The organism is Bradyrhizobium sp. SZCCHNS2022, assembly GCF_032377575.1.
Classification (GTDB): domain Bacteria; phylum Pseudomonadota; class Alphaproteobacteria; order Rhizobiales; family Xanthobacteraceae; genus Bradyrhizobium; species Bradyrhizobium aeschynomenes.
Genome location: NZ_JAUHHZ010000001.1, coordinates 5,765,322 through 5,791,367 on the forward strand (window position 1 = coordinate 5,765,322; position 26,046 = coordinate 5,791,367).

A 26,046-nucleotide genomic window follows, 5' to 3' on the forward strand; every position below is an offset into this window, starting at 1 on the left:
GCTTAATGACCGCGAGTTGAAACCAACCTCGCGATCGTCCTGATGACCCCTCAATTTGCTCCCGGCGCCATGGCCGGCCTGCGCGTGATCGATCTCACGCGCGTGCTCGGCGGCCCCTATTGCACGCAGATCCTGGCCGACCACGGCGCCGACGTGATCAAGGTCGAGCCGCCGGCCGGCGACGAGGTGCGCGACTGGGGCCCTCCGTTCCACGACGAGGACGCGGCCTACTTCGTCGGCATCAACCGCAACAAGCGCTCGATCGGCCTCGACCTCGCTTCCGAGGGCGGACGCGTCGTGCTGATGCGGATGCTCGAGACGGCCGACGTGCTGATCGAGAACTTCAAGCCCGGCACGCTCGAGAAATGGGGCATCGGCAGCGACGTGCTGCGCGAGAAATTTCCCAAGCTCGTGCACTGCCGCATCTGCGGCTTCGGCGCCGACGGGCCGCGCGGCGGCAATCCCGGCTATGACGCGATCATCCAGGCGATGACCGGCATGATCGCGGCGACCGGCTCGCCCGAGAGCGGCCCGATGCGAATCGGCGTGCCCTTGGTCGACATCACCACGGGCCTCTATGCCGCGATCGGCATCCTGATGGCGCTGTCGGAACGGCAGCGTTCGGGACAAGGCCAGTTCCTCGAAGTCACGCTATACGAAACTGGCCTGGCGATCATGCATCCGCACACCGCCAACTACTTCATGCACGGCAAGCCACCGTCGCTGACCGGCAACGAGCATCCGAACCTCGTTCCCTACGCGATCTTCCCGACCAAGACCGACGACATCTTCATCGGCGTCGGCAATGACGGCACGTTCCGCAAGCTCGCCAAGGAGATCGGCCGCCCCGAGTTCGGCACCGATCCGCGCTTCGCGCGCAACCGCGACCGGGTCGCCAATCGCGAGGCGCTGCGCGCCGAGCTCGCCGCCGTGTTCCGCCAGTTCGAGGCCGAGCCGCTGTGCGACCGCCTGCTCGCCGCTGGCCTGCCCGCCGGCCCGGTGCAGAAGATCGACCAGGCACTGACCAATCCGCACACGCTGTACCGCGGCGATGTCATCGAGAAGGACTGGTACAAGGGGGTGGCCTCGCCGATCCGGCTCGAACGCACCAAGCCGAGCCTGCGCTCCACGCCGCCGAAATACAGCGAGCACGCCGAGGAGGTGCTGAGCGAATTCGGCTACTCGCCGAGCGAGATCGAATCGCTGCGTGCCGCTGGAACCGTCTGCACGGAACGCAAACGCTGACCGCATCGCACGCGCTCCCGTCGCCGCGTCGCACCACGGCGCGATAACGGAGAGATGCGATTTACCGCTTTTCGCGGACGCACTGCGCGTGGCTTTCCCGCGTCAGGTCATACGTCTATACATTCACATAACTGTCATCTGGCGCTGTTAACGGCCGCCACGACCGATGACGTTCATGGGAGGATCTTTTTGATGTCATTTCGACAATTCGCTGCTGCGACTGCCGTTGCAGCCACCTTTGGTTTTGCGGCGTCACCCGCACTCGCGGTGACTGAAATCCAGTGGTGGCACGCCATGACCGGCGGCAACAACGACATCGTCAACAAGCTCGCCGAGGAATTCAACGCCTCGCAGAGCGACTACAAGGTCGTGCCGACCTTCAAGGGCGCCTATCCCGACACGATGAATGCCGGCATCGCCGCGTTCCGCGCCGGCAATGCGCCTCACATCATGCAGGTGTTCGAGGTCGGCACCGCGACGATGATGAGCGCCAAGGGCGCGATCAAGCCGGTCTACGAGCTGATGAAGGAGGCCGGCGAGCCGTTCGACCCGAAGGCCTATCTGCCGGCGATTACCGGCTACTATTCGACCTCCAAGGGCGACATGCTGTCGTTCCCGTTCAACTCGTCCTCGATGGTGATGTGGATCAACAAGGACGAGCTGAAGAAGGCCGGCGTTGCCGAGATCCCGAAGACCTGGCCGGAAGTGTTCGACGCCGCCAAGAAGCTGAAGGCGGCCGGTCACGAGACCTGCGGCTTCTCCAATGCCTGGGCGTCCTGGGCCCATATCGAGCAGTTCTCGGCCTGGCACAACGTGCCGATCGGCACCAAGGCCAACGGCCTCGACGGCTTCGACACCGTGCTCGAGTTCAACAGCCCGCTGCACGTCAAGCACCTGCAGAACCTCGTCGAGCTGCAGAAGGACAAGACCTACGACTATTCCGGCCGCGGCTCGGCCTCCGAGAGCCGGTTCGGCTCCGGCGAATGCGCGATCTTCATGACCTCGTCGGGCTACTACGCCACCGCCAAGAGCACCGCGAAGTTCGACTTCACCTCGGCGCCGATGCCATATTATCCGGACGTGCAGGGCGCACCGCAGAACTCGATCATCGGCGGCGCCTCGCTGTGGGTGATGGGCGGCAAGACGGCGAACGAGTACAAGGGCGTCGCCAAGTTCTTCACCTTCCTGTCGGACACCAACCGCCAGGCCAAGCTGCATCAGGAGTCCGGCTATCTGCCGATCACCACCGCGGCCTATGAGAAGACCAAGACGGACGGCTTCTACGACAAGAACCCCGTGCCGCAGACGCCGCTGAAGGAGCTCACCAACAAGCCGCCGACCGAGAATTCGCGCGGCCTGCGCTTCGGCAACATGGTGCAGATGCGTGACGTCTGGGCCGAGGAGATCGAGGCCGCACTCGCCGGCAAGAAGACCGCCAAGGAGGCGCTCGATTCCGCCGTTGCCCGCGGCAATGCGATGTTGCGCACCTTCGAGAAAACGGCCAAGTAAGGAAACGGCAAAGTCAGGCCGTCCCAGAGGCTTCCTCTCCCACCGGAGGGGAAGCCTCACTTCTATCCCTCACGCGGCGCGCTCAATGGAAAAGTCGGTCGTCTTCAACGGCAAGCTCCTGCCCTACCTGCTGCTGGCGCCGCAGCTCGCGATCACGCTGATCTTCTTCTACTGGCCGGCCAGCCAGGCGATCTGGCAGTCGTTCCTGCGCGAGGACGCCTTCGGCCTCAATTCCGAATTCGTCGGGCTCGAGAACTACGAGGCGCTGTTCGCCCAGCCGGAGTATTACACCGCCATCGGCACGACCGTGGTGTTCTCCTCGCTGGTGACCGTGTTGTCGCTGGGCGTCGCGCTCTTGTTCGCCACCCAGGCCGACAAGAATCTCAAGGGCGCCTCGGTGTACAAGACGCTGATGATCTGGCCCTATGCGGTGGCGCCTGCGATCGCCGGCGTGCTGTGGTTCTTCATCTTCCATCCGACCTTGGGCACCCTTGCCCGGCCGCTGCGCGTCATGGGCTTCGACTGGAATCCGATGCTCAACGGCACGCACGCGATGATGCTCGTCGTGATGGCGGCGGTCTGGAAGCAGGTCGCCTATAATTTCCTGTTCTTCCTGGCCGGCCTGCAGGCGATCCCCAAGAGCGTGATCGAGGCGGGTGCGATCGACGGCGCCGGTCCGCTGCGCCGGTTCTGGACCATCATCTTCCCGCTGCTGTCGCCGACCACCTTCTTCCTGCTCGTCGTCAACATCGTCTACGTGTTCTTCGAGACGTTCGGCATCATCGATGCGGTGACCTCCGGCGGACCGGCCGGCTCGACCACCACGATGGTCTACAAGGTGTTCGCCGACGGACGGCTCGGCGGCGACCTCGGTGGCTCGGCGGCGCAGTCCGTGGTGCTGATGGTGATCGTGATCGCGCTGACCGCGATCCAGTTCCGCTATGTCGAGCGCAAGGTGCAGTACTGATGGTCGAGCATCGCCCGCTCCGGGACCTCGTCGCCTACATCGTGCTCTCGCTGGGCGTGCTGATCTTCGCCTTCCCGGTCTACGTCGCCTTCATCGCCTCGACCTATGACGCTGCGACCGTCGTCAGCGGCAATTTGCCGCTCACGCCGGGCGGCCGGATGCTCGAGAACTACTATCGCGCGGTCTTCGTCGGCGGCTCGCGCTTCATGAACCAGCCGGTCGGCGTGCTGCTCCTGAACTCGTTCATCACCGCGATCGGCATCGCGGTCGGCAAGATCCTGATTTCGATCCTGTCGGCGTTCGCGATCGTCTACTTCCGCTTCCCGTTCCGCAAGACGGCGTTCTGGATCATCTTCATCACCCTGATGCTGCCGGTCGAGGTCCGCATCTACCCGACCTACAAGGTCGTCGCCGACCTGCGCATGCTCGACACCTATGCCGGGCTGATCCTGCCGCTGATCGCGTCCGCGACCGGCACGCTGCTGTTTCGGCAGTTCTTCATGACCATTCCGGACGAGCTGCTGGAGGCCTCGCGCATCGACGGCGCCGGACCGCTGCGGTTCTTCTGGGACACGCTGCTGCCGCTGTCGATGACGACGGTGGCGGCGCTGTTCGTGATCCAGTTCATCTACGGCTGGAACCAGTATCTCTGGCCGTTGCTGATCACCACCAAGGACTCGATGCAGACCATCGTGATCGGCATCAAGAAGATGCTGACCACGACCGACGAGCTCGCCGAATGGCAGCTCGCGATGGCGACCGCCGTGCTGGCGATGCTGCCGCCGGTCGCCGTCGTCGTCTTCATGCAGCGTCTGTTCGTGAAGGGTCTGGTGGAGACGGAAAAATGAGAGAGGCGAAGTGCGAATGGCGAGGAGCGAATGGCGGCATTCGAACATGAAGATCCGTTCGCCTTATCTATTCGCGACTCCCTATTCGCCATTCGCCAGCAATCGCTCGCCGTTCAGGAATCACCGGTAATTACCAATGGCCAACGTCACGCTCCGCAACGTCCGCAAGATCTATCCCGGCGGCTTCGAGGCCATCAAAGGCATCGATTTCGAGGTCGGTGACGGCCAGTTCTGCGTGCTCGTCGGCCCCTCCGGCTGCGGCAAATCCACGCTGCTGCGGATGGTCGCCGGACTGGAGACGGTCTCGTCGGGCGAGATCGACATCGGCGGCCGCGTCGTCAATGCGATCGAGCCGGCCGAGCGCGACATCGCGATGGTGTTCCAGAACTACGCGCTCTACCCGCATATGACCGTCTACAACAACATGGCGTATGGGCTGCGCAATCGCGGCATGGCGGAGACCGAGATCAAGACACGCGTCGACGACGCCGCACGGATCCTCGAACTCGGCACCATGCTGGAACGGAAGCCGCGACAGCTGTCCGGAGGCCAGCGCCAGCGTGTCGCGATGGGCCGCGCGATCGTGCGCCAGCCGAAAGTGTTCCTGTTCGACGAGCCGCTGTCGAACCTCGACGCCAAGCTGCGCATCGCGATGCGGGTCGAGATTCGCAAGCTGCAGCGCCGGCTCGCGACGACGGCCATCTACGTCACCCACGATCAGCTCGAAGCGATGACGCTGGCCGACATCCTGGTCGTGATGAATGGCGGCAAGGTCGAGCAGATCGGGAATCCGCTCGAGATCTACCAGAAGCCGGCGACGACCTTCGTGGCGTCCTTCATCGGCGCGCCGCCGATGAACCTGATGCCTGTCGATGGCGTCCGCGCCCAGCTGCTCGGCGCCGACGCGGTTCCCGCAGACGCCGGACAGCTTGGAATCCGGCCCGAGGATTTCGAGCTGGGAGACGCCGTACCGGCGGGCGGGATCGGCCTCGACCTTCGGGTCGACGCCATCGAGCATGTCGGGGCGGAGACCTATCTCTACGGCGCGCGCCAGGACTCCGGCGGTGATGACAGGCTCGTCGCCACCGCAAACGACGTCATCGTGCGGCTGCCGGGCACCGCGGCTCCCGATGTCGGCACCCGGATTCGGGCGGTTGCGCCCCGGGCCAAGCTGCATCTGTTCTCGGCCGACGGCCGGCAAAGGCTGTCAGTCTAGCTCTTCCACAGCCACGTGGTTCCGGCCCTCGGGGGTGCTTGAACGCCCCGGGGATCGTGACCATATTGCTGCTCAAGGGATGCCATCAGGGTCCCGAAACGTCAAAGTCGCTTCGAGAGGACTTTGTAAACCATGTCTCGTGTTCCTTCGCTCTCCAGCCCGTTCCTTCTGGGCTTCGACGAGATCGAGCGTGTGCTCGACCGCGTCGTCAAAGGTGCCGACGGCTATCCGCCCTACAATATCGAGCGGTTCGAACGCACCAATGGCCAGCCCGAGCGTCTGCGGATCACGCTGGCGGTGGCGGGTTTCACCCGCGACCAACTCGATGTCACCATTGAGGAAAACCAGCTCGTCATCCGCGGCCGGCAGCAGGACGACAAGACCCGGCAATACATTCATCGCGGCATCGCCGCGCGCCACTTCCAGCGCACCTTCGTGCTGGCGGAGGGAATGCATGTGCTCGGTGCGGACCTGAAGAACGGGTTGTTGTCGGTCGATCTGGCCAGGCCGGAGCCTGAGCGGATCGTTAAGACAATAGCGATCAATGAACACGAATAATGGTTCGATGGAACGAGTAGCGGACTCGACCGCTTGAGTCTCAGAAGGAGTCGAGACCATGACTGAAGGTTATGTTGCGTCTGAATCCCCCGTCTCCCTGGAGTCACTGGCCACCTTGGGCGAGGGTCACATTGCCTATGTGAAGCAGATCCGCTCCGAAGACGTGCCGGGACTGTTTCCGCAGGCTCCGCATATCGCGCCGGGACTGAAGCTGTTCGCCTTGCATGCCGCTGACGGCACGCCGATCATGCTCACCGACAGCCGCGAAGCCGCGATTGCCAACGCTTGGAGCCACGAGCTGCAGGCCGTAAGCGTGCACTAGGCCAGACCGGGAGGTCATGCGCGACGGCGTCTTGCGAGACGCCGTTGTTGTGAGACTCAAGCGGCTCATGCACCCTCGACGAGGGCGGTCCCCAGCCAGGGGACGGCCCTTTTTTCTTGCCAGTTTTTCTTGCCAGTTTCTTGCCATGACGATCGTCGAGATGAGTCCGTTGATCACATCGGTGAGCGCGGCCGAGCTACGAAGCGACGCTGCGCTATCGACGGGTCTGCTCGCGCTCAACAATGCGCATGCATCCGAGCTGTCCTGGCTGACGCCCGAGGCGCTCGCACGTCTGATCGGGCAGGCGTGGCGCGCTTGGCGGATCGGCGACGCCGATGCACTGATCATCGCGCTGGACCAGAACGTCGACTACGACAGTCCGAACTATCGCTGGTTCCACGCCCGCTATGATCGCTTCATCTATGTCGATCGGATCGTGGTGGCGCAGAGTGCGCGCGGCCAGGGACTCGCGCGCCTGCTCTACGACAGCTTGATTCGCGACGCGCAAACAGCGGCGCACCAGCGCATCGTCTGCGAGGTCAATCTCGACCCGCCCAATCCGCAGTCCGATGCCTTCCACGCCGCGCTCGGCTTCGAGCCGCTGGCGACAGCCGGCATCCACGGCGGCACCAAGACGGTGCGCTATCTGATCAAGCCGTTGACCTAGCGCGCAATGCGTTTGGACGGACTCGCATGATGCTCCGGACTCCCGCAATCACCGCTCTCCCCGTTCCCTCCCCCCTTGTGGGGGAGGGTCAGGGAGGGGGGTAGCCGCGGGCGCAATCGACGACGCATTGGCGGATGGCTTCAACAACGCGTCCGGCGTTCGGCCTCGGATGCGCATCGGTGACGCGAAGAGCTGAGATCCTTATTTGAGGAACGACTCGCTCGGCATTTTCCCTTGCCGCTGGCGCGATCCGTTGTGCTGGCGGTCGCTCACCAACTGCGTGCGGCATCCTGGGCCACCCCCCTCCCTGACCCTCCCCCACAAGGGGGGAGGGAACGGAGAGACTGGTGATTGTCGAAGTCTCAGCACGAGGCTATTGCGCGGGAACGCAACACGCGCTGGAAGCAGGCAGAAGCGGGCAACCAGGCGCGGAAGCAGTCGTCAGGCCGCCGAGGCCGGCGGCAGGGCCAGTACCGAATAGATCGCCTGGGCATCGCGCGAGGCGCGGAGCTTCTTGGCGACGTCCTGGTCGCGCAGCAGGCGCGCGATGCGCGCCAGGGCCTTCAGATGGTCGGCGCCGGCACCTTCCGGCGCCAGCAGCAGGAACACCAGATCGACCGGCTGGCCGTCCATGGCCTCGAAGTCGATCGGCCGCTCGAGGCGGGCGAACAGGCCGAACAGCTTTTCCAGCTTCGGCAGCTTGCCGTGGGGGATCGCGACGCCATAGCCGACGGCGGTGGTGCCGAGCTTCTCCCGCTGCAGCAGCACCTCGAACACGTTGCGTTCGTTCTGCCCGGTCAGCGCAGCGGCACGCGCCGCAAGCTCCTGCAGCGCCTGCTTCTTACTGATGACCTTCAAAGCCGGCAGGATCGCCTCGGGTGCGACCAGATCGGTAATCGGCATAGGGCGTTCCGAGGTGATTGAACCGTCAGTGTGCGAAATAGGTCGGGACAGACCGGCGTCAAGAAGCTGAGGCGGCAGGCGGGCTTAACCCGTGTCCGATGCGAGGGGCTTCTACCCCAACGCAACGGCCGTGCCAACACCCGCAAGCATGTTCCCGCTGCCTATCCTTAAAGATCGCCGGAGCGTGGCAGCCTGAAGGCACCAACGTTCCGACCGCCTCATTGCACCCGTTCACGACCGTGGCGTGACGTCGCAATCGGCCCGCCAACCACCTGATCAGGAACCGATTTTCCCCTTGCCGCGCGGCCTTCGGACCGCGTCCGTACGTCTACGGCTTCACGGCGGGAGGATCGACCCAGCCGATGTTGCCGTCGGCGCGGCGGTAGATGATGTTCACCCGGCCGCTGGAGCCATGCTGAAAAACCATGCAGGGCGCGCCCGAAAGATCGAGCTCCATGACCGCTTCCGACACCGACAGCCGTTTCAGCGCGGTGGTGTTCTCGGCGATGATCACGGGACTGTAGCCGGTGATCTCCTCGTCGCCCTCGGCCGGCGCCTCGATCACGTAGCTCGGCGCATCGAGCACCGCGCCATCCAGACTGGCCAGAGCCGCGCTGGCTGCATGGGATTTGCGTGCCGAGCGGTCCTTCAGCCGGCTCTTGTAGCGGCGCAGCCGCTTCTCGATCATCAAGAGCGCCTGGTCGGCGCTAGCATAGGCGTCCGGCGCGTTGGATTCGGCCTCGAGCGTGATGCCCGAATCAAGGTGCAGTGCGCAATCGGTCCTGAACCCGAAACCATCCTTGGAGAGCGTGACGTGACCGGAATAGTTGCCGTCGAAATATTTGCGCAGCACCTCGTCGGTGCGCTCGCTGACGCGCCCACGCAGCGCTTCGCTGACGCTGATGCTCTTTCCGGAAATCCGCAGGGTCATGTGTCGCCTCGATTCATGTGAACCGAGTATGACACTAAGCCTATTTGGTTAAGGCGCAATCTTGAGCTGCGGTCAAACTGACGCGGTATCCCGGGTGCGATCGGCGCTGGCCGGCGACGACAGGGCATGGGCCAGCATGCTCTGCTTGTCGCGGCGGCGCTGCACCGAGGACGGGATTCGCATCGCCTCCCGGTATTTCGCGACCGTGCGGCGCGCAATATCGATGCCCGCGGCGCGCAGCTTCTCGACGATCGTGTCATCCGAGAGAATTGCGGAGGGATCTTCCGCATCGATCAGCTGCTTGATGTGGTGGCGCACCGCTTCCGCCGAATGCGCTTCGCCGCCATCGGCCGACGCAATCGAGGCCGTGAAGAAATACTTCAGCTCGAAAGTGCCGCGATTGGTCGCCATGTATTTGTTGGCGGTGACACGCGACACCGTCGATTCGTGCATCTGGATCGCATCCGCGACGGCCTTGAGGTTCAAGGGCCGCAGATGCGCGACGCCGTGCGTGAAGAAGCCGTCCTGCTGGCGTACGATCTCGGTCGCCACTTTCAGGATCGTGCGCGCGCGCTGATCGAGTGCACGCACCAGCCACGTCGCATTCTGCAGGCAATCGGTGAAGTAGGACTTGTCGCCGTCCTTGCGGATCGTCTTCGACAGCTCGGAGTAATACACCTGATTCACCAGGACGCGCGGCAGCGTGTCGCTGTTGAGCTCGACCAGCCAGCCACCATCGGGACCGGGGCGCACATAGACGTCGGGCACCATGGTCTGCGTGCGCGTCGTGCCGAATTTGAGACCCGGCTTCGGGTCGAGCCGTCGGATCTCGCCGATCATGTCGACGAGGTCCTCGTCATCGACGCCGCACAGCTTGCGCAAGGCGGCAAAGTCGCGCTTCGCCAGCAGGTCGAGATGCTCGACCAGCGCCTGCATCGCCGGATCGTAGCGATCGAGCTCGCGCAGCTGGATCGCGAGGCATTCGCTTAAGTTGCGTGCGCAGATGCCGGGCGGATCGAAGGTCTGCAACACGCCAAGCACGGCATCGACATCGGCCTGCTCGGCACCGAGACGATCGGCGGCCTGGCCGAGATCGGCCGGCAGATAGCCCGCCTCATCGACGAGATCGATCAGATACTGGCCGATCATGCGGTCGGCCGGCGAGACGAACGCCACCGCGGCCTGCTCGGCGAGATGATCGGACAGCGTCGTTTCCGCCGCCACGAAGGCTTCGAGATTGTAGTCCTCGTCACCGGAAGCGCCGCCGCCCCATTCGGTATAGGTCGTGGGCGCGGCGTCCTGCGCGGTGCGTGCCGCCGCTTCCGCAGGCTCCTCGGAAAACACGTTTTCGAGCCCGGAATCGAGCGTTTGTTCGATCTCCGTACGGGTGCCGAGATCGCGGCTCATCCAGTCCTCGGGCGCGCTCTCGTAACTTTCGCCGCCGCTGCCGCCACCCTCGGCGAAATCTTCGCCGCCGCCTTCGCCGCCCTCGGAGAACTCGCCGCGCTCGGACATCTGCTGCTCGCCGGCGACCGGCGCCTCGGGACCGTCGCTCGCGCGCTCCAGCAGCGGGTTACGCTCCAGCTCCTCTTCGACGAACGTGGAGAGGTCGAGATTGGACAGCTGCAGCAGCTTGATCGCCTGCATCAGCTGGGGCGTCATCACCAGCGACTGCGACTGGCGGAATTCTAGTCTCTGCGTCAACGCCATGGGAGCAAGAACATTCCCTTACTGGTCCAATTCTTGCTTATCCTAATCTGCGCGCGATGTACACGGCTTGACGAATAAGAAAAACGGAGTATGGCGCGGCGAGAGGACGAGGTTACCGGTCCTCGCAAATCCCTTCGAAACAGCGTTAAGCGCAGTATTTTCCTCGCCTGTCGCAGGGGCGACAAAGCCGACAAACAGCGCGTCCGGTATCCTACAGCCTGAACTCCTCGCCCAGGTAGAGCCTGCGCACGTCGGGATCGGCGACGATCTCCTCGGGGCTGCCTTCGGTGAGAATCTGCCCGGCATAGACGATGTAGGCGCGGTCGGTGAGCCCCAGCGTCTCGCGGACATTGTGGTCGGTGATCAAGACGCCGATGCCGCGATTGGTGAGATGGCGCACCAGCTGCTGAATGTCGCCGACCGCGATCGGATCGATGCCGGCGAAAGGCTCGTCGAGCAGCATGTAGTTCGGGCGCGTCGCCAGCGCGCGCGCGATCTCGACACGGCGGCGCTCGCCGCCGGACAAAGCGATCGACGGTGATTTGCGCAAGCGCGTGATGGTGAATTCTTCCAGCAGCGCATCGAGCTCGCGCTCGCGCTTCTTGCGTGACGGCTCCACCACCTCGAGGACGGCGCGGATGTTCTGCTCCACGGTGAGGCCGCGGAAGATCGAGGCTTCCTGCGGCAGATAGCCGATGCCGAGTCGCGCACGCTGGTACATCGGCAGCCGCGTGACGTCGTGACCGTCGAGCTCGATGGCGCCGCGATCGGCCTTGATCAGCCCGGTGATCATGTAGAACACGGTGGTCTTGCCGGCGCCGTTCGGGCCGAGCAGGCCGACGGCCTCGCCGCGCCGGACATAGATCGAGACGCCGCGCACGACCTGACGGCTGCCAAAACTCTTCTCGATCGAATGCACCGCGAGGAAGCCGGGACGGCGCAACAGCTGCACACCGCCGCCCGCACCGTTGCTGCGCGGCTTGGCGGGCATCGGCTGCGAGGCCGGACGCTTGCGCTGGATCTGCTCGGTATTCTGCGGCGAGCGCGGATTGATGCGCATCGCGGGCTGCGGCTCGCCGCGAGCGGACTCATTGCGGACGGAGTCGGCGAGCACAGCCAGGGGATCGTCGACCTGCGACGGATTGAACGGATCATCCATGGCCGTGATGTCGTCGCGCCGCCGCGCCGAGCCACGCTGGCCGCGCTTGGCGGGACGCCCACGAAACATGCCCAGTAGATCCACCATCCCTGCTTCGCTTACGCCCTTCGAGGCTGCCCGTCACCGGCCGCAGCGCTGGCTCGCCCGCTCACCGCGAGCGAACGCATGTCACCTCACTCGCGGATCACAGGAGCCGCGAGGCCGGCCAAAGCGCGAGCAACGCCCGCGCTCCGGAGTTCATCGTTTGACGGCGAAGTCGCGGTCGCGAGAGCAGGCGACCGCTCGCAAGATCGCAATCGTGTCCGGCATCACCCGCCGCGGTCCAGGCAGCGGCGTTGAGATACGCCAACTGTACCGTCCTGCAACAGAATCCGCCGACCGCTAAATAGAGGCGCTTGCGGCAGGGTTCAACTGCAGCCGCGAGCGTTCCGTTAAATAATTGAGATCACTCAGTTTGTGATCACTTGGCTTTAAGATCACTTGGGTTTGCCTGGACCGAGCTGGAGCGGCGGGGCAGACCCGGCGCCCGAGGCTGTCGACGGACCGCATCCGCCGCCGGTGCCCGAGCCTGAGCCCGCATTCGGCAGCAGCACCTGCACGCCCCTGCCGCTGTCGGATTCGACCCGCGACACGCCGGTCGTCATGTCGACCGTGAGACGGTCGCCGCGCATCACGTTCTTGCATTGGGTCAGCACCACGCCGCCCTGCATCGTGATCATGTTGGTCTTGGTGTCGTAGACTGCGGTCTCGCCGGTCACGACCTGGTCCTTCTGCGTCACCTTGACGTCGCCGCGCGCCTCCAGCCGGCGGATCGCCGAGCTGCCGTCCGGACCCGGCGTCGCAGCCGGCGTGGCCTTCGTCGACTTGGCGCCGCCCGCCTGGGCACCGCCGTCATAGAACACCACCAGCGACTTCGAGGTCATGGTGGTGTCGCCCTGCACGACCTTGACGTTGCCGGTGAAGGTCGCCTCCTTCTTCTTGTCGCGCATCTCCAGCGAAGCCGCCTCGATCTGGATCGGCTGGTCGCGGTTCTGCGAGAACCCCTGCAGCGCGTTCGGCACGCCGGTGGTGGCGCTCTGCGCCTGCAGCGAATCGGCGAGCGCGATCAGCACCAGCGCGGCGACGCCGGCACCGCGCAACGCTGCGGGAATCAAACGGCACGTCGTCATGGGATCACTTCACGTTGCGGGCCGTACGGCCAGGATCGGCGCTCGCCGTCGTGGCCGGCGGCGGAGTCATGTTCTCGAGGTTCATCACCACATTGCCTTCGAAGCGGATCACCTCGCCATTCTCGGTGATGCGCAGCCGGTCCGCCGACAGCGTGCCATTGGTGAGCTTGACGTCGACGCGCTCGTCCGAGCTCACGGTGCCCTTGGCCATGTCGACCGAGGCGCGGCTCAGCCGCGCCTCATAGCCGGTCGACGTCGTCAGCAGGATGTCCTTCTTCAGCTCGAGCTGTTGCTGCTTGGTATCGAACACGCCGGTGTTGGCCTTCAAGGTCACCGTCGACTGGTCCTCCATGAGCACCTTGGCGCGGAGGATGTTGAGCTCGACGTGATCGGGGTCGGTGAGGTCCTGCACCGCGCTCTTGGCGACGAGGTCGTAGGGCCGCTGGTCCGGCGTGAAGCCGGTCAGATGCGGCGTCTCCATCGTGATCTTGCGGCCGGAGATCACCACGTTGCCGGAGAGATTGCCGGTATCGACGGTGACGCGGAAATCGTTGAACAAGGCGACGTAGAGAATGACGGTCATCGCCACGCCCACCGCCGCCGGCACCGCGATTCGCATCGCGCGCACGAGGCGGCTGTGGCGCGCCGCGACGGCGAAGCGCGCCTGCAGAGTGGGGTCATAGGCGGGGTTATGGACCGAGTTCACCAGGGCTCCGACGGGCACAAGACGCGCGCAACAGCGAGCATTCTACCATGGCCATGCCCGCCATTGCAGCCTGGAACTGGCGCGAAATCGCGACGCAGGGCCCCTCTCGATCATTAAGAGAGATTAATGATCGTGAACGGGGCAAGGGCCTCAGGAATGCGCGAAGATGTCCTCGGCCTCGAAACCGCCGAGATCGAGCGTCGCCCGGTGCGGCAGGAACGCGAAACAGGCCTGGGCCAGCGCCAGCCGCCCTTCCCGCGCCAGCATCACGTCCAGCTTCTCGCGCAGCGCATGCAGATGCAGCACGTCGGAGGCGGCGTAGGCGAGCTGCGGCTCGCTCAATGTATCGGCGCCCCAGTCGCTCGACTGCTGCTGCTTCGACAGATCGACATTGAGCAGCTCGCGCACCAGATCCTTGAGGCCGTGGCGGTCGGTATAGGTGCGCGCCAGCCGCGAGGCGATCTTGGTGCAATACACCGGCTGCGGCATCACGCCGAAGGTATGATACAGCGTCGCCACGTCGAAGCGCGCGAAGTGGAAGAGTTTCGTGATGTCGGGATTGCCGAGCAGCGCCTTCAGGTTCGGCGCGTCGGTGTGCCCCTTGGGGATCTGCACCACGTCGGCCGAGCCGTCGCCGGGCGACAGCTGCACCACGCAGAGCCGGTCGCGGTGCGGATTGAGCCCCATCGTCTCGGTGTCGATCGCGACCGAGGTCGTATAGCGGGACAGATCGGGCAGGTCGCCACGGTGCAGGCGGACGGTCATGGATGTCAAAACCTCGGTCGAATCGTGTCGGACGCGGCGGGCCGAAGCGACGCCGCAGGAAGCGCTCAGGAGCCGGCTGTAGCCCGGCGCCGGTAACCAACCTGCAAACGCGCGGGCGCCGGCCCGGGATCTGCCGAGGGAATGCCAGCCCGGCCGCCCCGACGCAAGGGCCGGAGCAGAGGTCGAAGACCGCCGTCGGAGACCAGCCGGCCGCGTCTCGGCGGTTGTGCTGCGGGACGATCACCTCCCGCAAGAGCGGGCTCATCCGCCCGTTTGCATCGCAGCAAGAACGCCGCCCGTCGATCGATGCAAGTCTTGCATTGATCGATGCTGCCTTTGGCTTGGACAGAAAATGCCGGCCCCCCTAGGCACGACGATGGCGCTTGACTTCGGATCTGGAGTGGAGCGACCCAAGGCGGCCGACAGCACCTGCCCAACGACGGCACAATCACATGAGGAGGAAACCGAGATGAAGACACTGACAGGGATCATTGCGGCCGCCGTGCTGGCGGTCTCATCGCCCTTGGCGAGCGCCCGCGATTTCCGCTCCGCCGACGTGCATCCCGCCGACTATCCGACCGTCGAAGCCGTCAAGTTCATGGGCAAGCAGCTCGCGGCGGCGAGCGGCGGCAAGCTCGGCGTCAAGGTGTTTCCGAACGGGGCGCTGGGCTCCGAGAAGGACACGATCGAGCAGCTCAAGATCGGCGCGCTCGACATGATGCGCATCAACTCCTCGCCGCTCAACAATTTCGTGCCCGAGACCGTGGCGCTGTGCCTGCCCTTCGTGTTCCGCGATACGCAGCACATGCGCAACGTGCTGGACGGCCCGATCGGCGACGAGATCCTCGCCGCCATGGAGCCCGCCGGCCTGATCGGCCTCGCCTATTACGACAGCGGCGCGCGCTCGATCTACACGGTCAAGGCGCCGGTCAAGTCGCTCGCCGACCTCAAGGGCCTGAAGATCCGCGTCCAGCAGTCCGACCTCTGGGTCGGCATGATCCAGAGCCTCGGCGCCAACCCGACCCCGATGCCATATGGCGAGGTCTACACCGCGCTCAAGACTGGCCTCGTCGACGCCGCCGAGAACAACTGGCCGTCCTACGAATCCTCGCGCCATTTCGAGGCCGCCAAGTACTACAACATCACCGAGCACTCGCTGGCGCCCGAAGTCCTCGTGATGTCGAAGAAGGTCTGGGACACGCTGAGCAAGGAAGACCAGGCGATGGTCCGCAAGGCCGCGAAGGAATCCGTGCCGGTCATGCGCAAGCTGTGGGACGAGCGCGAGCAGGCTTCCCGCAAGATCGTCGAAGCCGCCGGCGTCCAGGTCGTGACGGTCGCCAACAAGCAGGAATTCGTCGACGCGATGAAGCCGGTCTACCAGAAGTTCGCCGGCGACGAGAAGCTCTCGAGCCTCGTCAAGCGCATCCAGGACACGAAGTAAGCGACCTCGACGTCTCGACGTCAAAGTCGCGACGTTAACGACATCGACCAAGAACAACAAACAGACGTCCGGCGTCGCCATCAGGCGGCGCCGGAGCAAAGCCAGGGGAGGGACGGGGAATGACGGACCCACATGTCGGAGACCACGAGCACGGGGAAGGACGGCCGTCGCGCGGTCCGCTGTCGCGGATCAACGCGATCATCGCGCGGCTCGGCATGTATCTGTCCGTCGCGGGCCTGCTGGTCATCGTCACCATCGTCTTCTACCAGGTGTTCGGCCGCTACGTTCTGAACTCCAGCCCGACCTGGACCGAGAATCTGGCACTCGTCCTGATCCTCTATGTCACCCTGATCGGCGCCGCCGTCGGCGTCCGCGACGCCGGCCATATCGGCATGGACAGCCTTCTCGTGATGCTGCCGGACTCGACGCGCGAGAAGATCGAGCTGGTGATCCACGTGCTGGTCGCCCTGTTCGGCATCGCCATGGCCTATAATGGCTGGATCCTCGGCGCCTCCGTCGGCACCGTGAAGATCGCCAATCTCGGCCTGCCCGAGCTCGTCCGCTACATCCCGCTGGTCGTGTCCGGACTGCTGATCGTCTCCTTCTCCATCGAGCACATCATCGCCCTGCTGCGCGGTGAAGAGGTCGTCCCGTCATGGAACTGATCATTCTCGGCGCCACCTTCTTCGGCTTCCTGATCCTCGGCGTCCCCGTGGCGTTCGCGATCGGCCTCTCCGCCATCTGCACCATTCTCTACGAAGGCCTGCCGGTCGCCGTCATCTTCCAGCAGATGATGTCGGGGATGAACATCTTCTCGTTCCTCGCCATCCCGTTCTTCGTGTTCAGCGGCGAGCTGATGCTGCATGGCGGCGTCGCCGACAAGATCGTGCAGCTCGCCAAGAACCTCGTGGGGCACATCCGCGGCGGGCTCGGCATGTCCAACGTCGTCGCCTGCACCTTGTTCGGCGGCGTCTCCGGCTCGCCGGTCGCCGACGTCTCGGCGATGGGTGCGGTGATGATCCCGATGATGAAGAAGGAAGGGTTCGACACCGACTACGCCGTCAATGTCACCACCCACGCCTCCCTCGTTGGCGCGCTGATGCCGACCAGCCACAACATGATCATCTATGCGCTCGCCGCCGGCGGCAAGGTCTCGATCGGCGCGCTGATCGCGGCGGGCCTCCTGCCCGCGCTGGTGCTGATGGTCTGCATGCTGGTCGCGGCCTACGCCGTCGCCGTGAAGCGCGGCTATCCCGCCGGCAAGTTTCCCGGCTGGTCGGAGGTGGCCCGCTCGTTGGCCGCGGCGCTGCCCGGCCTGCTGATCGTCGGCATCATCCTGGCGGGCATCCTGTCCGGGGTGTTCACAGCGACCGAGTCCGCCGCCGTCGCGGTCATCTACACGATCCTGCTGACCTTCTTCATCTACCGCACCATGACCCTGCAGAACTTCCTCCGGGCCGCCGCCAAGGCGGTGAAGACCACCGGCGTGGTGCTGCTGCTGATCGGCGTCTCCACCATGTTCCAGTACCTGATGGGACTTTACGAAGTCGCCGATTTCGCCGGCGACCTGATGAACAAGGTCTCGTCGCAGCCCTGGGTCATCTTCCTGCTGATCAACGTCATCCTGTTCCTGCTCGGCACCTTCATGGACATGGCGGCGACGATCCTGATCTGCACCCCCATCTTCCTGCCGATCGCGATGAAGGCGGGCATGGACCCCGTGCAGTTCGGCATGCTGATGCTGATCAACTGCGCGCTCGGCCTCAACACCCCGCCGGTCGGCACCACCCAGTTCGTCGGCTGCGCCATCGGCGGCATCTCGGTCGGCGCCGTCATGCGCACCATCCTGCCGTTCTACGGCGCGCTGATCGCAGCACTGATGTTCGTGACCTACGTTCCCGGCTTCTCGCTGTGGCTGCCGCGGCTGCTGATGGGGTATAAGGGGTAGCTGTGCCGAGGTTCGCCGGCTTCGGCCGGCGAACCTCGGGCGCATCCCCTGCTGCGTTCGTTCTCGACTTGCCGCCACTGCCTGCCAAGCACTCGACATCTGTCGTCGGTAGCAATACGGGTGAACGAGCATGGCCGCACTGTCACACTTCTTGAATCTCGATCTCGTGCTGACGTCGCGCGCCGACCTCACACCGCTGATCACGCATCTGGACCAGAGCATCTACGTTCTGCATCATCAGGAACACGAGCAACAATTTTTGCTGGTGCTGGAGATCAACGATGCAGGATCCCGGCATCCGACCGCATGCACGGAGCAGTTCCTGACCGTGATCGAAGCGCTGCCCGAGCCCGCAAAGGCGCTGTGGGACAGCTGCACGTCGCGCACGTTCTCCTATGGCTTCGAAGGCGGCCGCGACTTCCCCGCGCTCGACGTGACGATCCCCGCCGATCTCCTGCTCCGGATCGCCGGGCTGGGTGCGGACGTCGGCATCACCGTGTATCCCTGTCAGATCGGCGACGAAGATGGCCCCGAACGGAAGAACGCCCGAGATGCACTACCCTGACGGTCAGATCGCGAGACTCGGCGACGAGGTGAGCGTCGCCGGCATGAGCGGCAGGGTCGTCTGCTCGATCGACACCAGCGAGTACTCCGACGACTATCCGGAACAGGCCTGGGCCTATCTGCAACGGGGTGTCATGATCGTTTGGGACCGGCAGGGCCTGACACATTATGACGAACCGGAGGCCGGCATGATCCTGGTCCGGCGTCACCGAGAGGTTTAGTTGGGACGAGCGCCATGAAATTTTTGCCACGCGCCGAGACGCGTGCGCTAGAGCAGAGGCTCGGGCGAGAGGTCGCCTCCCACGGCGAGCCCAAATCCATTCTCTACTACAAGAGCGGCAGGCGCGACTATTCCGCAGCTGCAAATGCGATCGCGCACGCGGCCGGAGCCATGTCCGAGGCGACGCTGCTGTTCCTGTTCAGTCTGAGCGGCGACGGCTACGGCGAGCACGACGCCCATGACGAGCGATGGCGCGATTACCGGCGATGGCGGACCGCGCATGGCGAGACCCGCCGGCTGTACGACGCGCCGGGTCACCGGTTCGAGGCAGGCGAAGCGGCGCTGCTGTCCGAACTGATCGGCTTCGCGCTCGATCTCGGCTGGGATGCGGTGTTGACCGCGACGCCTGGACGCCAGCTACTCGTCCTCTCTCATGACGACCGGCTGGAGATCTATCGCGGCTTCGGCGGCGGCGCGCTCGTCAGACAGCTGATCGCGATCGACGGCTGGCAACGCGCCGAACGATCATGAAGACAGGGGTGACCATGGCTGGCCGGCGACCTCTGTGCATCGTGATCCGCATCCCCAGCACCACGCTGTCGCGCGACGAGTTGGAGGCGGCGTTGAGAGGCCGGCTCAGCCGCTACGAGCCATCCGGGGATGGCACCTCGGCCTACGCCCAGATCGACATCGCGGATGAACCCGATGCATGGGCCGCGGCACTCGATTGCCTGCAATCGGCGGGAGACGCCTTGCGACGCCTGAACGCCGACGGCCGCATTAAATCGCCGGTCCTCGACATCGCCGTGCCCTTTCCGTCGTCGCTGGCGGCGACCTCCTTGAAGGTCCCTGCCGCCTGGCAGCGGTCGCCGGTCAGGCCGGCATAGGCATCGAGATTTCGATCTATTGCACATGTGACAATTGACGTTCGGCACCATCGATGGGCCGCCCGTCGGGACGGCATGCCGCGCCAGCAGTGGATGGCGCCATGGGTCCGCTGCGTCGAACCGCCTTGCAACGACGGACACAAATGAAGAAGGCAGGCCGGAGCGGGCGAGGTGTCCGGGACGCCGGCGACGAGGAGCCCGTCATGAAGCCGTTGCTGGAACAGGTCGACCGCGAGCTGATGCAGGACGACCTGCTCATCCGTGTCGCCTCCGGCCTGTGCGGCGGCGTGGTGACGCTGGTCGGTGTGCTGCTGCTGGTTGGCTTCACGGCCCGCGGCGTCGACCGGTTTCCCGGCGGCTGGCCGCTGGCGATGACGGTCGTCATCCTGGCCTTTGTCTTTGGCGTCCCGCTGGTGCTGCGCAGCGTGACCTCGCGCCGCACCGCCCTCGGACGCTTCCTCGCCCGTCACGCCACGCTGGGCGCGCTGCGCCAGCCGGATGATGTCACGCTGTGGATCATGCTGCCGGCGATCGCGCTGACGGTGATGCTGCGCCGGCTGGGCGTCAGCGGCGAGGCGGAGACCGAGTAGTCGGCCGTTGCCCTGATCGCGGCAGATTCATGGGTTTGCCACCCGCGTCGGTTCGGGTCACGGTCCGGCGCGCGGCGCCCTGCTCTCGATCCATCCGCATCGCCGACATCACCGGCAGGTCGTTTGCGCGATCGACACCGGCGAATATTCAGACGACTATTCCGAGCGTGCCTCCGCCAACCGGCAGCGCTGGCGACCATCGTCGAGATGGTCAGGGCCCAATGAAGAGGAACTTGCAATGGGCGCAATCGGATTCATCGGTTTGGGCGTCATGGGCGAGCCGATGTGCCGCAATCTCGCTCTCAAGTCCGGCGCCACGGTGCTCGGCTTTGATCGCGCGGATGCACCGCTGCAGCGACTCGCCGCGGTCGGCGTCGTCAGGGCCACATCGCTCGCGGAGCTGGCGCGCGAGGCGGAATTGATCTTCATGGCGTTGCCGAGCGGCAAGCATGTCCAGGCCGTGTGCGACGGCGACGACGGCCTGCTCCGTCACGCCGAGGCGCGTCACACCATTGTGGACCTCGGCACCTCGCCGGTGCAGGCCACCCGCGAGCTCGCGGCGCGTTTCGCGGCCAAGGGCGCCGCCTACGCCGATGCACCGATCGCCCGCACCCGGCAGGCGGCCGAGGACGGCACCTTGAGCGTGATGGTGGGGGCCGATTCGGCGACGTTTGAAAGAGTGCGACCGCTGATCGCGATGTTCGCCACCGACATCACCCATTGCGGCGGCGTCGGCGCCGGCCAGGTCGTGAAGATCCTCAACAACATGGTGCTGATGCAGACCGTGGTGGCGCTCGGCGAAGCGCTGGAGACCGCCAAGCGCGCCGGCCTCGATCCCACGCTGCTGTTCGAGACCCTGGCCAAAGGCTCGGCCGACAGCTTCGCGCTACGCAACCACGGCATGAAGGCGATGCTGCCCGACACATTTCCCGAGCGCGCGTTCTCGACCGAATATGCGCGCAAGGACATCGGCTACGCCCTCGATCTCGCCAAGTCCGTGCAGATCGATCTGCCGGGCGCGGAGCTCGCCGAGCGACGGCTCGGAGAGGCGATCGCGGCGGGGTATGGCGATCTGTATTGGCCGGTGCTGGCGCGCGTGATCGCGGCGTCGCGCAAGGAGTGACTCATCGAGCCTTCGTTGGCCGCTCTCGACCGCGGAGAGCGTCTGTGACGGCGAGCTGATAGGGGCATCCTCTTGCGTCTATAAGCCCGAAGCCTCGCCGCATCGCTGGAGCCGATCCAGGGCTCCCTTTTGCCGGCTTCGATGAGACAAGCGGAACGGGCGGCCTGCCCCTTGCGGATATGACACGGTATGGGTCCCCCGCCTCGCGCTAGGGTTTCTACACGATTTGGAGGGCTTTGCCGGCAACGAGGATTTGGAAGCGGGTCATTCCGTTGTGAAAGGTGATTGGCCCGGGAGGCCGGTGCGAGGCGTAGCCGGTCCATCCCCCAAGCTTTGCGATAATCCATGCCGCCCACTCGAGGGTGTTGGGTCGATGCGGGTTCTCCTGAAGCTTGGTCCTGCCTTTCATGGTTTTGTTGATGGCGGCCAGCACTTCGATTTCTTCGGGTGTGAAGGCGCATTTGATCGGCAGTTGTTGACCACCGTTGCGGGCCTGAACGAGCTGAATGACGATACACGCCGCTTTGGTAGCGATCGCCACCAGCTTGATCAGGGCCTGGGCGCTTTCGAGCTGGCTGTCCTCGATACCCAGACCCTGGCTCTTCAGCGAGCGAAAGAGCTGTTCGATGATCCAGCGCAGCTTGTACCAGGAGACGATCTGCCAGGCATCGGCCGCCTTGGCGATCGAATGAGTGGTCAAGAGCAGCCAATGAACGGGCTCGGCGCCCTTCGGAGGATGCAGCTCGACGACTTCCGCGAAGCCGATCTTCACGGACTCAGGCAGCCCCTTCATGCCGGGTCGCGCGGGCCGTTTGAGCTCGACGGTTCCGAAGCGCAGCGAGAGATGGGCTTGGCGAGCGCGGCGATCCATGCGCTGCGGAAGGTCGATCACCGCCTTGTCGCAGAAGCGCGCTCGCTCTACGGCTTGATAGAGCGTGCTGCCGTCAGCCAGCGCATGATCGTGCATGGCTCGCGTCAGCAGGTGGACGTTGTCGCCAGGCGTCAACGCCCAATGCGCAAAGAACTCCCCTTCGCGATCATTGACAACGGTGATCATGCGCGCTGCAGCAAGAACCTCGCAGCCCTGCTCGGCCGTCGTTACCCAGCGCGCCGATTCCTTGTTGGCCAACTCCCGCTGGTCGTGAGGGACCTTAACCTTGCCCCGGCGCGTCCACACCTCGCCACCGGTGAGACCGAGGCAAGCTCCGCTGTCGGCATCAACCGCCATCATGGCATGCAGCAGCACACCGCGGGCATTGCCTTTGCCGACCTTGCCCAGTCCGCGCCGGCGTCCCCGCTGCGTTTGGAACTTGACCTCGCTGGTGTCCTGGATCGCCAGCACATGCCGTCCACCGACGACGGCCGCCGTCTGCCTGCTCCAGCCCTCAATCAGCCGATCGATCGTGACTTGCGGATTGTTCACGAACCGCCAGTACGCCATGTACGCGGCCCAGTCACCCCGCGCCATCTGGCGCAGGCAGACGCTGCGCGCACAAAGCATAGCCTGGACGAACGCCGCCCCCTTTTATCGAGGCGCACGTCGCCAAACTCGCCCAATGACAAATCCGGCTCTCGCTGCATCTCCAACGCTCCTTCAAATCAAAGCGTCGGATACAGAATCATACAACAGGCATAGACGGCGCAACATCATGACAACCCGAGTCAATCTGTCGCGCAAGACGTGTAGAAACCCTAGCCGCCTCGCGGGGAGGACACAGGCGGTTGATCCTCGCGGGACATCTTCTTCGACAATCCCGTACACAACCAGCGCCCGCCTTACATGAAAGACCTAAAGTGTTGTAATAACACAGATAATTTACACAATGATCCCCGAGACATTTCCGCAAGCTCGATCTCTCAGACCTGGGTGCGTTGCGGCTCGGAGGCAACTCGCCATCGTGCGTCGCATCGCCGGCAGAGACAGGAGGTCGAGTTGTCGGAAAACAATGCGAAGTATTCAGCCCTGGTCGAGATCGCTAAGTGCAGCGGCGATCTTAAGCGTAACTATGGCGCCAATCGGGGCGCGCTGCTGACGTTGCTGCTTGCATATATGATCACACGGCCCGTCCGCGTGATGGGATTGGCATCAGCCATCGTTCTAAGCAGCCCCCTTTGGGCCGCTAAACTCAGCTGGTTCGGTTGGGCCGCCCGCTTGCTGCACAACTGATTCCATAGAAAGACAAGCTACTGACAACTTAGATGGTAGAAAAACTAGAACGGCCCATGCGAGATGCGCGCCCAATTCCCACCTGAGATGATCAAGGATCTTGTCCGGCTTCTGGCATCAGCAACTGCTGAGACCAAGGCCTACGATGTACCCGCACTATGCCGCCGAACGAGTCTTCGTGATGGAAGCGAAGACGAAGCATACTCTAGCAGATTCCGGTATGCGCAAAGCCGCCTCCGTCACCTCCCCTGGTTGGCGGCCGTCGTTACTGATGATCCGGGAGCTGCGGCGTTGCGCAACGCATCGATAGGAGCTGGGTGCGCGCGCATGGCCGCCGGCGGGCGGCTGCCGAGAAGCAACAACCCGGCATTAACCGCGGCGTCAATTTGAAGGATGACGCGCTCCGCATGCCGTATGATCAGTCCCAGCCGGAGCCGGGTCGCAGTGCCGCGCTGAACTTCACGCAAGGGGGCTAAAGGCTGCACGACGCGGGAGGCTCATGCGCGGCGCGCGAGGATCACAAGGAAGCGCAAGATATGCTCGATGACGTGTTGAGCGGCTTGATCGGTGGCCTTCTCGCGAAGAGCATGTCGAAGGTGTTTCCACCGCAGGAGGAACACGAGTTGGCTCACGTTCCCTTTGATGCCATCCGGCAGCGGAACAAATGGCTTTATCGCGGTGCAGGAGGCGCCTTCTTGCTTGGTTTTCTCCTGCCGCTGCTGGCTCTCGCGACGGGGAGCGCGAACGCGCCCTGGCGCAACGAATGGCTGTGTGGCGTCATCTTCGGTCTTCCATTCCTGACCTTCTACGTCCTCTTGGGGGCGATCTGGGCGTTTCGTGGAAGACCACGGCTGCGAGAATTCGTGTTCTATGCCGAGAGACAGATGGAGACGAACATATTTGTATGCCACACGATGGGCGTACCTATTGCGGTGCTGGGCGTAGCGTCGCTTGTGTTGACGCTCAGCTAGCCGAGAGCAGAACTCCTGCTAATCGGCCAACCTGCGCTTTCCATAGACGTCACATAGCACGACAGCCATCGACCGATGCCCCGGTCTGGCATCGACAAACATCTCGTCCGCGAGTTGCAGCCGGTTCATGAACTTGACCTGAAAGTCGCTCCAGCCGCCATCGCACCAGGCGCGAAGCAGCAAGGGCCCATTGGTCTGCTCGTCTCTCAGCTCGTAACCGAGGGAGTGAGGTTCTACGAGATGGCGTCTGCCTTGATAGACGAAGGCCAATAGTGCTCGCGTCGCGATCGCATCACAGATGATCCTGGTGCTCATGGGCCCTCACGACGAACTAAACGCTCCCTCATCCTGGCATTGCTTTTAGTCCGCATAGCAGCCATCTCCAAACTGCCCGTCGTGCCAGTCTGTCGCAACATCTGGGCTTGCACCGTCGGGCAAATCAGCTGCACATTTCCGCGCGTCCCTGCTGCCGCATGAGGGGCGTGTCGCGACCGTCACGAGACGTTGGCAGTGGGATGCGATGGGCGTGTGTCGTTGCAGCGTGAGCTAATCGCGCGGACGAACGGCGATGCACGCACGGTCAAGTCGCGTGGTCCTGATATCCCGATGCTGATATCAACTCATGTCGAGGCCTTCGCTTCGCGTGAGGATGGTGGCCAACAAGCCCGGCGCACCAGGGAGAACGCGAAGCAGCCGTTAAAACCGTTGCGCAGGGAGGGCCGGATGATCCGGCGCGTACCTGTGGTTCCTGCCGCCAGCATTTTTTCTCGCTGGCGGGCCATGGGTGCAGTCGGCACCCGGCTCTCCCTGCGCCCTCAGAATTTCGAGGGCGAGACCATCAGCACAGCTCGGGCGCGGATGCGTCGCGAGGCTGACAGATCTTGCCTGAACGAGAAAGACCACGGCGGTCATGGTGATCATTCAACACGAAGGCGGTGCCCACCCTCCCCTGGAGGGGGAGGGTCGCCTCACGGAGAGCGAAGCGAAACGTGAGGCGGGGTGGGGTGATCTCTCCTCTGGCGCTGGCGTGCGTGGAGAGATCACCCCACCCCGCTCGCCCGCTTCGCGGGCGATCGACCCTCCCCCTCCAGGGGAGGGTGGGAGCTCGCGGCCGCCCCGACATCCCAAAATCGAAACCGAGCTCAAAGCGTCAGCCGCAATGCGCGACAATGCCTGCTCGCATGAGCGACATATCATGCGCCGTCAGCATCTTCGGGATGTCAGGGGAAATTCTAGAAGCCGAGCCTCAGCTCGGCGGCGCCACGCGGAGCTCGAAGAGCGAAGCGTGGTGCCCAGGAAAGGACTCGAACCTTCACGGCCGTTAAGCCACTGGCACCTGAAGCCAGCGCGTCTACCAATTCCGCCACCTGGGCATGTGGAGGCGGTGTGTACGGATCGAACGGCGGCTTGTCAAACCGCTCGGAGCCCAAGATGACAATTTTTCTCACGCCAGGCGCAAA

Annotated in this window: 28 protein-coding genes and 1 tRNA gene; 19 read left to right on the forward strand and 10 right to left on the reverse strand. The window is 64.2% G+C overall.

The window, feature by feature from the left end; translation table 11 throughout:
• The first annotated feature begins 42 nt into the window (after window positions 1-42).
• The 8 genes from QXZ94_RS25730 (at window position 43) to QXZ94_RS25765 (ending at window position 7,332) form a co-directional block, all read left to right on the forward strand.
• Window positions 43-1,245 carry a CaiB/BaiF CoA-transferase family protein gene (locus QXZ94_RS25730; protein ID WP_315723110.1) on the forward strand — a complete coding sequence of 401 codons (1,203 nt, stop codon included), beginning with the start codon at window positions 43-45 and terminating at the stop codon, window positions 1,243-1,245.
• Window positions 1,246-1,437: 192 nt separating this feature from the next.
• Entirely contained in the window at window positions 1,438-2,754 is a 1,317-nt protein-coding gene (gene ugpB / locus QXZ94_RS25735) for a sn-glycerol-3-phosphate ABC transporter substrate-binding protein UgpB (RefSeq protein ID WP_315723112.1), read from the forward strand.
• Between the two features lie 85 nt (window positions 2,755-2,839).
• Window positions 2,840-3,721 carry a sn-glycerol-3-phosphate ABC transporter permease UgpA gene (gene ugpA, locus QXZ94_RS25740; protein WP_315723114.1) on the forward strand — a complete coding sequence of 294 codons (882 nt, stop codon included), beginning with the start codon at window positions 2,840-2,842 and terminating at the stop codon, window positions 3,719-3,721.
• Window positions 3,721-4,569 carry a sn-glycerol-3-phosphate ABC transporter permease UgpE gene (ugpE, locus tag QXZ94_RS25745; protein WP_315723116.1) on the forward strand — a complete coding sequence of 283 codons (849 nt, stop codon included), beginning with the start codon at window positions 3,721-3,723 and terminating at the stop codon, window positions 4,567-4,569. The genes ugpA and ugpE overlap by 1 nt, the downstream gene beginning before the upstream one ends.
• 136 nt (window positions 4,570-4,705) lie before the next feature.
• On the forward strand, window positions 4,706-5,785 hold the full coding sequence (locus tag QXZ94_RS25750; protein WP_315723119.1) for a sn-glycerol-3-phosphate import ATP-binding protein UgpC: 1,080 nt from the start codon (window positions 4,706-4,708) through the stop codon (window positions 5,783-5,785).
• Window positions 5,786-5,917: 132 nt separating this feature from the next.
• Entirely contained in the window at window positions 5,918-6,343 is a 426-nt protein-coding gene (locus QXZ94_RS25755; protein WP_006613108.1) for an Hsp20 family protein, read from the forward strand.
• Window positions 6,344-6,401: 58 nt separating this feature from the next.
• A complete protein-coding gene (locus tag QXZ94_RS25760; protein WP_315723120.1) occupies window positions 6,402-6,665 on the forward strand; it encodes a DUF1150 domain-containing protein in 264 nt (87 codons plus the stop codon).
• A 160-nt stretch (window positions 6,666-6,825) separates the two neighbouring features.
• Window positions 6,826-7,332 carry a GNAT family N-acetyltransferase gene (locus QXZ94_RS25765; protein WP_315723122.1) on the forward strand — a complete coding sequence of 169 codons (507 nt, stop codon included), beginning with the start codon at window positions 6,826-6,828 and terminating at the stop codon, window positions 7,330-7,332.
• A gap of 441 nt (window positions 7,333-7,773) precedes the next feature.
• Here QXZ94_RS25765 and ptsN read toward each other — a convergent pair whose 3' ends face one another.
• The 7 genes from ptsN to QXZ94_RS25800 all read right to left on the reverse strand — a co-directional run bounded on the left by ptsN (window position 7,774) and on the right by QXZ94_RS25800 (window position 14,675).
• On the reverse strand, window positions 7,774-8,235 hold the full coding sequence (gene ptsN, locus QXZ94_RS25770; RefSeq protein WP_008962742.1) for a PTS IIA-like nitrogen regulatory protein PtsN: 462 nt from the start codon (window positions 8,233-8,235) through the stop codon (window positions 7,774-7,776).
• A gap of 328 nt (window positions 8,236-8,563) precedes the next feature.
• Window positions 8,564-9,166 carry a ribosome hibernation-promoting factor, HPF/YfiA family gene (gene hpf, locus QXZ94_RS25775; protein WP_315723125.1) on the reverse strand — a complete coding sequence of 201 codons (603 nt, stop codon included), beginning with the start codon at window positions 9,164-9,166 and terminating at the stop codon, window positions 8,564-8,566.
• 72 nt (window positions 9,167-9,238) lie between these two features.
• Complete coding sequence (rpoN, locus tag QXZ94_RS25780) at window positions 9,239-10,876, reverse strand: RNA polymerase factor sigma-54 (RefSeq protein WP_172132553.1); 1,638 nt, start codon at window positions 10,874-10,876, stop codon at window positions 9,239-9,241.
• Between the two features lie 211 nt (window positions 10,877-11,087).
• Entirely contained in the window at window positions 11,088-12,122 is a 1,035-nt protein-coding gene (gene lptB, locus QXZ94_RS25785) for an LPS export ABC transporter ATP-binding protein (protein ID WP_315723127.1), read from the reverse strand.
• Between the two features lie 389 nt (window positions 12,123-12,511).
• Window positions 12,512-13,204: an LptA/OstA family protein gene (locus QXZ94_RS25790; protein ID WP_315723129.1), complete on the reverse strand. Its 693-nt coding sequence runs from the start codon at window positions 13,202-13,204 to the stop codon at window positions 12,512-12,514.
• Between the two features lie 4 nt (window positions 13,205-13,208).
• Window positions 13,209-13,910: an LPS export ABC transporter periplasmic protein LptC gene (lptC, locus tag QXZ94_RS25795; RefSeq protein WP_172113588.1), complete on the reverse strand. Its 702-nt coding sequence runs from the start codon at window positions 13,908-13,910 to the stop codon at window positions 13,209-13,211.
• Window positions 13,911-14,060: 150 nt separating this feature from the next.
• Window positions 14,061-14,675: a ribonuclease D gene (locus QXZ94_RS25800; RefSeq protein WP_315723132.1), complete on the reverse strand. Its 615-nt coding sequence runs from the start codon at window positions 14,673-14,675 to the stop codon at window positions 14,061-14,063.
• A gap of 469 nt (window positions 14,676-15,144) precedes the next feature.
• On the opposite strand from QXZ94_RS25800, the gene QXZ94_RS25805 reads away from it, so the two are divergent.
• The 9 genes from QXZ94_RS25805 (at window position 15,145) to QXZ94_RS25845 (ending at window position 21,448) form a co-directional block, all read left to right on the forward strand.
• Window positions 15,145-16,116: a TRAP transporter substrate-binding protein gene (locus QXZ94_RS25805; protein ID WP_172113590.1), complete on the forward strand. Its 972-nt coding sequence runs from the start codon at window positions 15,145-15,147 to the stop codon at window positions 16,114-16,116.
• Between the two features lie 119 nt (window positions 16,117-16,235).
• Window positions 16,236-16,781 (forward strand): TRAP transporter small permease, encoded by a 546-nt coding sequence (locus tag QXZ94_RS25810; protein ID WP_315723134.1) that lies wholly within the window; start codon window positions 16,236-16,238, stop codon window positions 16,779-16,781.
• Window positions 16,772-18,064: a TRAP transporter large permease gene (locus tag QXZ94_RS25815; RefSeq protein ID WP_315723136.1), complete on the forward strand. Its 1,293-nt coding sequence runs from the start codon at window positions 16,772-16,774 to the stop codon at window positions 18,062-18,064. The genes QXZ94_RS25810 and QXZ94_RS25815 overlap by 10 nt, the downstream gene beginning before the upstream one ends.
• Before the next feature lie 130 nt (window positions 18,065-18,194).
• Window positions 18,195-18,629, forward strand: coding sequence for a hypothetical protein (locus QXZ94_RS25820; RefSeq protein ID WP_315723138.1), 435 nt, complete (start codon window positions 18,195-18,197; stop codon window positions 18,627-18,629).
• On the forward strand, window positions 18,616-18,849 hold the full coding sequence (locus QXZ94_RS25825) for a hypothetical protein (RefSeq protein WP_315723140.1): 234 nt from the start codon (window positions 18,616-18,618) through the stop codon (window positions 18,847-18,849). The genes QXZ94_RS25820 and QXZ94_RS25825 overlap by 14 nt, the downstream gene beginning before the upstream one ends.
• A 14-nt stretch (window positions 18,850-18,863) precedes the next feature.
• The gene (locus QXZ94_RS25830; protein ID WP_315723142.1) at window positions 18,864-19,379 is read left to right on the forward strand and encodes a hypothetical protein; all 516 of its coding nucleotides are present in this window, start codon (window positions 18,864-18,866) and stop codon (window positions 19,377-19,379) included.
• An 8-nt stretch (window positions 19,380-19,387) separates the two neighbouring features.
• Complete coding sequence (locus tag QXZ94_RS25835; protein WP_315723144.1) at window positions 19,388-19,735, forward strand: hypothetical protein; 348 nt, start codon at window positions 19,388-19,390, stop codon at window positions 19,733-19,735.
• 203 nt (window positions 19,736-19,938) lie between these two features.
• Window positions 19,939-20,325 (forward strand): hypothetical protein, encoded by a 387-nt coding sequence (locus tag QXZ94_RS25840; protein WP_315723146.1) that lies wholly within the window; start codon window positions 19,939-19,941, stop codon window positions 20,323-20,325.
• Between the two features lie 130 nt (window positions 20,326-20,455).
• Window positions 20,456-21,448, forward strand: coding sequence for an NAD(P)-dependent oxidoreductase (locus tag QXZ94_RS25845; protein WP_315726528.1), 993 nt, complete (start codon window positions 20,456-20,458; stop codon window positions 21,446-21,448).
• A 217-nt stretch (window positions 21,449-21,665) separates the two neighbouring features.
• Here the strand turns inward: QXZ94_RS25845 and QXZ94_RS25850 are convergent, their stop codons facing one another.
• Window positions 21,666-22,889: an IS4 family transposase gene (locus QXZ94_RS25850; protein WP_315722016.1), complete on the reverse strand. Its 1,224-nt coding sequence runs from the start codon at window positions 22,887-22,889 to the stop codon at window positions 21,666-21,668.
• A 492-nt stretch (window positions 22,890-23,381) separates the two neighbouring features.
• On the opposite strand from QXZ94_RS25850, the gene QXZ94_RS25855 reads away from it, so the two are divergent.
• Window positions 23,382-23,615: a hypothetical protein gene (locus tag QXZ94_RS25855; RefSeq protein WP_315723148.1), complete on the forward strand. Its 234-nt coding sequence runs from the start codon at window positions 23,382-23,384 to the stop codon at window positions 23,613-23,615.
• 536 nt (window positions 23,616-24,151) lie between these two features.
• Complete coding sequence (locus tag QXZ94_RS25860; RefSeq protein WP_315723150.1) at window positions 24,152-24,586, forward strand: hypothetical protein; 435 nt, start codon at window positions 24,152-24,154, stop codon at window positions 24,584-24,586.
• An 18-nt stretch (window positions 24,587-24,604) separates the two neighbouring features.
• Here QXZ94_RS25860 and QXZ94_RS25865 read toward each other — a convergent pair whose 3' ends face one another.
• Together QXZ94_RS25865 and QXZ94_RS25870 are read right to left on the reverse strand one after the other, a co-directional pair.
• Complete coding sequence (locus QXZ94_RS25865; RefSeq protein ID WP_315723152.1) at window positions 24,605-24,901, reverse strand: hypothetical protein; 297 nt, start codon at window positions 24,899-24,901, stop codon at window positions 24,605-24,607.
• Between the two features lie 971 nt (window positions 24,902-25,872).
• Window positions 25,873-25,959: transfer RNA gene (locus tag QXZ94_RS25870), tRNA-Leu, on the reverse strand.
• Window positions 25,960-26,046 lie beyond the last annotated feature (87 nt).

Excerpts from the sequence above, each read along its gene's own strand:
- QXZ94_RS25730 (WP_315723110.1), top strand. The coding sequence starts at position 43 with ATGACCCCTCAATTTGCTCCCGGCGCCATGGCCGGCCTGCGCGTGATC.
- ugpB (WP_315723112.1), top strand. The coding sequence starts at position 1,438 with ATGTCATTTCGACAATTCGCTGCTGCGACTGCCGTTGCAGCCACCTTT.
- ugpA (WP_315723114.1), top strand. The coding sequence starts at position 2,840 with ATGGAAAAGTCGGTCGTCTTCAACGGCAAGCTCCTGCCCTACCTGCTG.
- ugpE (WP_315723116.1), top strand. The coding sequence starts at position 3,721 with ATGGTCGAGCATCGCCCGCTCCGGGACCTCGTCGCCTACATCGTGCTC.
- QXZ94_RS25750 (WP_315723119.1), top strand. The coding sequence starts at position 4,706 with ATGGCCAACGTCACGCTCCGCAACGTCCGCAAGATCTATCCCGGCGGC.
- QXZ94_RS25755 (WP_006613108.1), top strand. The coding sequence starts at position 5,918 with ATGTCTCGTGTTCCTTCGCTCTCCAGCCCGTTCCTTCTGGGCTTCGAC.
- QXZ94_RS25760 (WP_315723120.1), top strand. The coding sequence starts at position 6,402 with ATGACTGAAGGTTATGTTGCGTCTGAATCCCCCGTCTCCCTGGAGTCA.
- QXZ94_RS25765 (WP_315723122.1), top strand. The coding sequence starts at position 6,826 with ATGAGTCCGTTGATCACATCGGTGAGCGCGGCCGAGCTACGAAGCGAC.
- ptsN (WP_008962742.1), bottom strand. The coding sequence starts at position 8,235 with ATGCCGATTACCGATCTGGTCGCACCCGAGGCGATCCTGCCGGCTTTG.
- hpf (WP_315723125.1), bottom strand. The coding sequence starts at position 9,166 with ATGACCCTGCGGATTTCCGGAAAGAGCATCAGCGTCAGCGAAGCGCTG.
- rpoN (WP_172132553.1), bottom strand. The coding sequence starts at position 10,876 with ATGGCGTTGACGCAGAGACTAGAATTCCGCCAGTCGCAGTCGCTGGTG.
- lptB (WP_315723127.1), bottom strand. The coding sequence starts at position 12,122 with ATGGTGGATCTACTGGGCATGTTTCGTGGGCGTCCCGCCAAGCGCGGC.
- QXZ94_RS25790 (WP_315723129.1), bottom strand. The coding sequence starts at position 13,204 with ATGACGACGTGCCGTTTGATTCCCGCAGCGTTGCGCGGTGCCGGCGTC.
- QXZ94_RS25800 (WP_315723132.1), bottom strand. The coding sequence starts at position 14,675 with ATGACCGTCCGCCTGCACCGTGGCGACCTGCCCGATCTGTCCCGCTAT.
- QXZ94_RS25805 (WP_172113590.1), top strand. The coding sequence starts at position 15,145 with ATGAAGACACTGACAGGGATCATTGCGGCCGCCGTGCTGGCGGTCTCA.
- QXZ94_RS25810 (WP_315723134.1), top strand. The coding sequence starts at position 16,236 with ATGACGGACCCACATGTCGGAGACCACGAGCACGGGGAAGGACGGCCG.
- QXZ94_RS25815 (WP_315723136.1), top strand. The coding sequence starts at position 16,772 with ATGGAACTGATCATTCTCGGCGCCACCTTCTTCGGCTTCCTGATCCTC.
- QXZ94_RS25820 (WP_315723138.1), top strand. The coding sequence starts at position 18,195 with ATGGCCGCACTGTCACACTTCTTGAATCTCGATCTCGTGCTGACGTCG.
- QXZ94_RS25825 (WP_315723140.1), top strand. The coding sequence starts at position 18,616 with ATGCACTACCCTGACGGTCAGATCGCGAGACTCGGCGACGAGGTGAGC.
- QXZ94_RS25830 (WP_315723142.1), top strand. The coding sequence starts at position 18,864 with ATGAAATTTTTGCCACGCGCCGAGACGCGTGCGCTAGAGCAGAGGCTC.
- QXZ94_RS25840 (WP_315723146.1), top strand. The coding sequence starts at position 19,939 with ATGAAGCCGTTGCTGGAACAGGTCGACCGCGAGCTGATGCAGGACGAC.
- QXZ94_RS25850 (WP_315722016.1), bottom strand. The coding sequence starts at position 22,889 with ATGGCGTACTGGCGGTTCGTGAACAATCCGCAAGTCACGATCGATCGG.
- QXZ94_RS25860 (WP_315723150.1), top strand. The coding sequence starts at position 24,152 with ATGCTCGATGACGTGTTGAGCGGCTTGATCGGTGGCCTTCTCGCGAAG.
- QXZ94_RS25865 (WP_315723152.1), bottom strand. The coding sequence starts at position 24,901 with ATGAGCACCAGGATCATCTGTGATGCGATCGCGACGCGAGCACTATTG.